Below are 6,690 nucleotides of genomic sequence, written 5' to 3' on the forward strand. Positions count from 1 at the left end.
CTTGTGGCAGGCCCGTCCATTATGCCGTTTATTTTACCGCTGTTTCCTGAGCGCTTACCTGCTCCACCGTCACCGGCACGGCCTGGCCGCCCCATTCCGCTCTGATCCAGGTCACGAGATCGGCAACCTCGGCGGCATCCAGGCGGTGGGCGAAGGGCGGCATGGCGTACATCCGCTCTCCATTCTTGAATATCTGTGTGGGGGTGCCGTTGAGGACGACATTGATGAGCGTCTGCGGGTTGTCCATCGCCAACGCCGCATTGCCCTTCATGGCCGGACTGACATTGGGAATGCCCTCACCGTCCATGCCGTGGCAGCCCGCACACGACGCCATATAGGTCAATCGGCCCGCAGCCATGGGCGTACCGGCTTTAGGAACGGCGGCTTGCGGCAACGGTACGGGAGACGCGGCGGGACGCGCCAGCTTGCCGTCCTTGCCGGTGAGCAGATAAATGGCGACCGCCTTGACGTCCTCCGGTTCCATCGCACTGGTCGAAAAATGCGTGACCGTGTACATGCTGTCGAACGAAGTGCCCTGCGGTGCCATCCCCGTGGCGAGATAGGTGCTCAGCGTGGGGACGTCGAAGCCTCGCTTGGCGAGTGCCGCTGCGGTAATATCGGGGACAACCACCCCGTCCACCTCACCGCCCTGCAAGGATCGGGAGAATTCAACGCCCATCATGAAATTGCGCGGCGAGTGGCACGAGCCGCAATGCGCCAACCCTTCGACGAGATAGGCGCCCCGGTTCCATTCCGCGGAGCGCTGGCCGTTCCGCGGAGCCTTGCGGTCGGGAAAGTTCAACAGCGTCCAGAAGCCCATGAACGGACGCACCGGCAGCACAAACACACCCGTATTGGACTTATTGGCGATTGGCATGGCCGGGATGCTCATGTTGTAGGCATAGAGCGCGTCAATGTCGTCGGGCGTCGTTATATGGCTGAAGACAAAGGGCATGGCCGGATAGAGATTGCGCTCGCCCGGCGCGATGCCGTCCCGCATTACGCGATGGTAATCGGCACGCGTGTAATTGCCGATGCCGTACTGTTTGTCCGGTGTGATGTTGGTCGAATAGAGCGTACCGAACGGCGTCGCTATCGCCAGACCGCCGGCCCCCATCGGCCCCTGCGGCATCGAGTGGCAACCGAAGCAGTCTCCCGCCAAGGCCAGCTCGCGACCACGCGGGATCAGGGCCTGCATCCGCTCGGGCGAAAGAGCCTGCCGCGCCTGCGGAGCTACGCTTGATGTCCGGAACAGGCCGGATAAAACGACAAGCGCCGCTACCACGACAATGACGACGATAGCTACAATCCAATTGCGTATTATAGTGTTTTTCATAGCTAATCCACCGAGCCGATCACACAGCCGGGCGTGGCGAGGGCGACATCGCGCACGGCTTCGTAATACCGCACGTACCCCGTACAGCGGCAAATATGATCATTGAGGGCGTCCTCGATTGCGCTCTCCAGATCGGCACGCTTGACCGGCTCATGCTTGAGGCGATCGATAAATGCGGTCGCGCCCGCGACGAAACCGGGCGTACAATAGCCGCACTGGAACGAAAATTTTTCGATGAAAGCTTTCTGAATCGGCGTCAGTTCCGTGACATTACCCTCTGCGTCCGTTTTTGCCTGACCTTCGATAGTGATGATTGTCTTGCCGTTGAAAGCATGGGCATTGGCAATACAGGTCCGGGTGTCGACCAGCCTCCCGTCCGGCTGCACTTCGAGGACGGTGCAGGCATGGCAGACACCTTGCCCACAGCCGAAATGCGTGCCGGTCAAGTTGAGATAATGATGTAAAAAATCGATCATCGGCATTCCGACCGGCACATCGATCGGGCCGACCTCCTTGCCGTTTACAGTCATGCTCAATGGCCTTTTTTCAATTTCAGCCGTCATCGTTTCGTCGCTCATGAGCCTTTTCCTTTTTTGGGGTGTGATGAAAAACTCGGTCCTGAAGCCATGCCCCGATTCGGAGCAATCCGCCTGATGCCCAATCCTGTTCCGGGTTTTCAGTGAGCGGGCTTCGGATAGAAAGGGGACATGCTTTTTCGCCGGGCATCACACTGGAGCCGACAGTGTGAAAGTCCATTGTGTGAAATGTAGAGGGGCTTGGGGGGGATATCAATATTATATACTTGATATTTTTACTATAATACAAATCAACTCTGCATCTGTGGAGCGGGTTCCCTTCAGAATGGAACCCGCAGCCAACAGCGTTTCCCGAGCTGATCGCTACCTCTGCCCCACTATCGGGCACGGAACGGCGAGATACGGTTTCCGCAGCTTTCACGATTTTGCCCTGTCCTCCCACACGAACGGAAAGATTTCCGATCTCCCTGTCATCCATCCCATCCATGTATCCTTCAAGGCTTTTTTGCCATCACAGCCTCTCTTTTCTCTGCGCGGGCGGCTTTATCCTCCCAACGCCAGCAAAGAAGGCCTTGCATGAAGGTTAAAGGTAAGATAATTTATTGGACAGACCATTGACCACCGTCCATGAACAAGGCACACGAACGGCCCGCCTGCGGCATCGGGCGGATGCCCAACGCGCATCAGAGGCTGCCGGGTCCACAGGACCTGCCTCAACAACACGCGACGCCCAGGATTTTCATGGGATGGAATTCTGCCTTCCCATCTTTTCCGGCAGGGAACCCGTCGCCCTCCCCCAACACCAAGGAGAAGCCATGTATACGTTGGCACATTTGCATGTCATATGCCGGGATATGGAAAAAATGATCCGCTTCTGGCGCGAGGCGCTCAGTGCGGAATTCGTCGAATACCGTACTTTCGGGGACGATCCGGGTGCGATCATGCGCTTCGGAGGACTGGAAATCTATTTCAAGGAAATCCCGCAGGCCAAGGAGCTACAATCCGGCCAGGTCGGCTACGAGCATGTGGGGGTGTATGTGCCGCATCTCGAAACCAGCGTGGAATCCCTGGTCAAGGGCTTTGGCTGTACGCTGGCGTCCATGCCCGCCAATCAGAACCGCGTAGCCTTCGTCCGGGGCCCCGAAAACCTGATGCTCGAACTCATAGAAACCTGATTCCGTTCACCCATGAGGCCGCCCGGTGCCTCCACGCCGGGCGGCCTCATATCCGTTCCAGAGACTCCCTCGCTGGAGAGCCGAGGCATTTACCGAGACAAATTACGGAACCCACCTCTCAAGGCACAAAAAAGCGGAACCTCTGAGGCTCCGCTTTTTTTGTATGGCATTTTCAAACGTCGAGAAAAAGGCTCAGCGCGTCGCGGGCGGCTGCCTGAGCCAGTCCTCCCACGCGTTGGCCAGTGCTTCCTTCTTGGAAAGCACCACCGCCATGATCGCCTTGCCCTTGTCGGCGTCGCCATACCCGAGCACGTCATAGCACTTGAGCCACGACGTCCGCCCGAGGCGGGTCCACTCGGAGAGATCCTCCACCACGCCGAGCAGTTCCATGCCCTGCTCCTGCAAGGCCCTGTCGTCCGCGACAAGCATTTGGGAAACCTTCGTCCGTTCGTAGGCCATTGCTTCCCGGCCCGCGCGGATCAGTGCGTCGCGGGCCTGTTCCGGCAGGCCCTGAAGCCATTCCTCATTGACGATGATGTTGGCGCTGTGGACCGCATAGTTGATGCAGGTGGCGTACTTCTGGTGATCCGCGAACTTCATGGTCACCACGTTGTTGAAGCAACCCTCCTGCCCACTGACGGTTCCCTTGGCGAGCATACCGTAAGTATCCGCGAAGGACGCGGGATGCGGCTTGAAGCCAAGGGCGTTGAAGGCGGAAACCGCCAGCGCGTTCTGCGGTGTGCGCACGGTCACCCCCCGGGCGTCGGCGAGATTGCGGACGGGATGGGCCGCGTCCGTGGTCAGCTGCCGATAGCCGATGTCCACGATGGCGAGGACGCGCGCGCCGCTCTCCTTGACCGCCCACGCGTTGTGCTGGTCCCACATCAGATCGACCAGCTTGCGGAATTCCTCCAGCGAGCCGAACAGGTACGGCATGTTCAGCCAGCCGCAGGATGGCGCGAACGGCATGAAGTTATTCGTCGCCAGCACGGACATCTGGATATCGCCGTGCTGGAGAGCGCGGACGGTCTTCTGTTCGTCCCCAAGCCGCATGTCGGGATACAGCTGAAATGCGAAGGCGCCGCCCGAATATTTCTGGGCCAGTTCGACCAGCTTCCCGTAGGTCACGTTGACGTAGTTCTGTTCGCCCGTGCCGACCGAGGAAGCCACCTTGACCGGAATGGCGGCCACGGCCAGCCCCGATACAAGGCCGGCCAGCGCCGCGCAGACAAGAAGGACCATCGCGCATCGTTTCATAACATACTCTCCCCAAGGGTTGTCCCGTCCCGCCGGACGGGGGGCCCGCTTCTCCGGGATCCGGGAACGCCCGCGGTGCCGGGGCGTCCCTTCCAAGGCTAGGGCCTATCGTTTCATGAGATGATGGGCGCTTTTGGCGTAGAACTCGATGCCCGAGGGATCGAAATGCTCAAACTTCTTCATGCACTCTTCAGCCAGTTCGGGATAGGGGCCGTCGATCACGATGTCCTTGTTGCCCCGCCGCAGGATTTCCAGCGGAGACAGCCCGAGATAAGGCAGATCCATCACAGTGTAGTCCTGCTTGTCGTAGATGCTCGTGGCATGAACGATGCGCCCGATATTCGTGTAGAAAATGGCGCAGGTACACATGCTGCATGGGCTGCCGGGCACGTAGATCGAGCACTGCCACAGGAATTCGGGATCGTATTTTTGGGCGGCCTCGCGGCACAGATTCATTTCGCCGTGCGCGAGCGGGTCGTGCTCCGTGAGGCAGGTGTTCAGCCCTTCAAGAAGCAGCTCGCCCGAAGGCCCCGCCAGCACGCAGCCATAAGGCTCGTTGCCGTAGGCCAGCGACTTGAACCCGGCCTGAATGCCCTTCCTGAGCAGTTCGATGTCCTTCTCGGGGGTTACCCATGCGAAACGCCCGTCGGTCACTTCGTTGCCGTGCACAGTCAGTCTTTTCTTTTCCATGACGAATCCTTTTCAAAGGAGGGAATCCCCCCGTTTATGCGCAATCCCGATTCCGGCGCGGACCGCCGTCAGATCTTCCACTCCCCGCCCCGCTGATGCGGGCCGAGCCCGTCCCTGACCAGATGGCAGGCCACGAAATGGTTGTCCCCGATCTTCCTGAGTTCCGGCTCCTCATGGCGGCAGACGTCCTCGGCAAAGGGACAGCGGGTATTGAACCGACAGCCGGGCTTGAGATCGATGGGGCTCGGGGGATCGCCGAGCAGCTTCACGCGTCCGCCCTTGGGAGAACGCGACACCTGCGGGACGACCGACAGCAGCGAATAGGTGTAGGGATGGGCGGGGGACGTGAACAGGGATACCTTGTCCGCCACCTCCGCGAACCGGCCAAGGTACATGACCCCGATGTCGTCGCACATGTGCTGCACGACGCCGAGGTCATGCGAAATGAACAAATACGTGAGGTTGTTCTTTTCCTGAAGGTCCATGAACAGATTGAGTATCTGCGCCTGGATGGCCACGTCGAGCGCGCTGACGGGCTCGTCGCAGATGATCAGTTCGGGATAACTCGCCAGCGCCCGGCCAATACTGATGCGCTGGCGCTGCCCTCCGGAAAACTGGTGCGGGAACAGCGCCCGCTGCGCCTGATGCAGCCCGATCTGCTCGAAGACCTCCTTTTCCCGCTCCTCGCGTTCCTCGTGGCTGCCCAAGTCCATGAGATTCAGAGGGTCCTGCACGATCTTGCCCACGCGCATACGCGGGTTGAGCGAGGAGTACGGGTCCTGAAAGACGATCTGGTACTTGGGGCGCAGAGCCTTGAGCCGATCCTCCGGGATGCCCACAAGCTCGTTGCCCTCCAGCCTGATGGAACCGCCCGAGACGCCCACCAGCCCCATGATGGCCTTGGCTATGGTTGTCTTCCCGGAACCGCTTTCGCCCACGATGCCGAACGTGGTGCCCTTGCGCACGCGGAACGACACGCCGTCCACAGCCTTCACGTAGGAACGTTCCCCGAACAGCGACTTTTTCGGGAGCGGAAAGTGAACCTTCAGGTCCCTGACCTCAAGGAGGCCCTCATTTTCAGTGCTCATGGCTCACCCTTTGGTAAACGGTGTTCTCTTCACGGGCCAACGTCAGCTGTAGAGCCAGCAGGCCACTTCATGTCCGGCGTCGATCGCCTTTGCGGGCGGGTTGTGCTCCATGCATTCCGGCTTCCCGCACGGACAGCGCTCGTAGAACGAACAGCGGTCCTTGCCAAGTTCGGCCATGCCGAGCACCATGCCGGGGATTTCGTGCAGGCGGTGCCGCCCGCTTGCGGGCGTCCGCTGGAGGTGCGGGATACAGCCCTTGAGCGCTTTCGTATACGGGTGCTGCGGGTTGAACAGAATCTGCTCGACCGAGCCTTCCTCGACCTTGCGGCCCGCGTACATCACGGCGACCTTGTCGGACACCTCCGCGACCACGCCCAGATCGTGGGTGATCATGATGATGGACGCGCCCACGCGGTCCTGCATCTCCCGCAGCAGGTCGAGGATCTGCGCCTGCACGGTCACGTCGAGGGCGGTGGTCGGCTCGTCCGCGATGAGGATGTCGGGATCGAGGCACAGGCTCATGGCGATCATCACGCGCTGGCGCATACCGCCCGACATCTGAAACGAATAGTCGTGCATCCGCTTCTCGGGGGAAGGGATACCCACCG

At 60.1% G+C, this 6,690-nt stretch carries 7 protein-coding genes; 1 reads left to right on the forward strand and 6 read right to left on the reverse strand.

Going from position 1 to position 6,690, the window contains the following annotated elements:
• Window positions 1-28 precede the first annotated feature (28 nt).
• Window positions 29-1,336, reverse strand: coding sequence for a cytochrome c (locus HMPREF0178_RS02940; protein WP_009378943.1), 1,308 nt, complete (start codon window positions 1,334-1,336; stop codon window positions 29-31).
• A gap of 2 nt (window positions 1,337-1,338) precedes the next feature.
• The gene (locus tag HMPREF0178_RS02945; protein WP_009378944.1) at window positions 1,339-1,914 is read right to left on the reverse strand and encodes a (2Fe-2S)-binding protein; all 576 of its coding nucleotides are present in this window, start codon (window positions 1,912-1,914) and stop codon (window positions 1,339-1,341) included.
• Window positions 1,915-2,687: 773 nt separating this feature from the next.
• On the opposite strand from HMPREF0178_RS02945, the gene HMPREF0178_RS02955 reads away from it, so the two are divergent.
• Entirely contained in the window at window positions 2,688-3,047 is a 360-nt protein-coding gene (locus HMPREF0178_RS02955) for a VOC family protein (RefSeq protein WP_009378945.1), read from the forward strand.
• Window positions 3,048-3,239: 192 nt separating this feature from the next.
• Here HMPREF0178_RS02955 and HMPREF0178_RS02960 read toward each other — a convergent pair whose 3' ends face one another.
• From HMPREF0178_RS02960 to HMPREF0178_RS22900, 4 genes are all read right to left on the reverse strand, one after another.
• Window positions 3,240-4,304 carry a TRAP transporter substrate-binding protein gene (locus HMPREF0178_RS02960; protein ID WP_009378946.1) on the reverse strand — a complete coding sequence of 355 codons (1,065 nt, stop codon included), beginning with the start codon at window positions 4,302-4,304 and terminating at the stop codon, window positions 3,240-3,242.
• 105 nt (window positions 4,305-4,409) lie between these two features.
• Window positions 4,410-4,994 carry a nucleoside deaminase gene (locus tag HMPREF0178_RS02965; RefSeq protein ID WP_005026449.1) on the reverse strand — a complete coding sequence of 195 codons (585 nt, stop codon included), beginning with the start codon at window positions 4,992-4,994 and terminating at the stop codon, window positions 4,410-4,412.
• Window positions 4,995-5,062: 68 nt separating this feature from the next.
• Window positions 5,063-6,082: an ABC transporter ATP-binding protein gene (locus HMPREF0178_RS02970; RefSeq protein ID WP_009378947.1), complete on the reverse strand. Its 1,020-nt coding sequence runs from the start codon at window positions 6,080-6,082 to the stop codon at window positions 5,063-5,065.
• 42 nt (window positions 6,083-6,124) lie between these two features.
• Window positions 6,125-6,690 (reverse strand): ABC transporter ATP-binding protein (locus tag HMPREF0178_RS22900; RefSeq protein WP_039958505.1); only part of this gene is annotated, 566 nt, incomplete at its 5' end.

The organism is Bilophila sp. 4_1_30 (assembly GCF_000224655.1).
Classification (GTDB): Bacteria; Desulfobacterota; Desulfovibrionia; order Desulfovibrionales; family Desulfovibrionaceae; genus Bilophila; species Bilophila wadsworthia.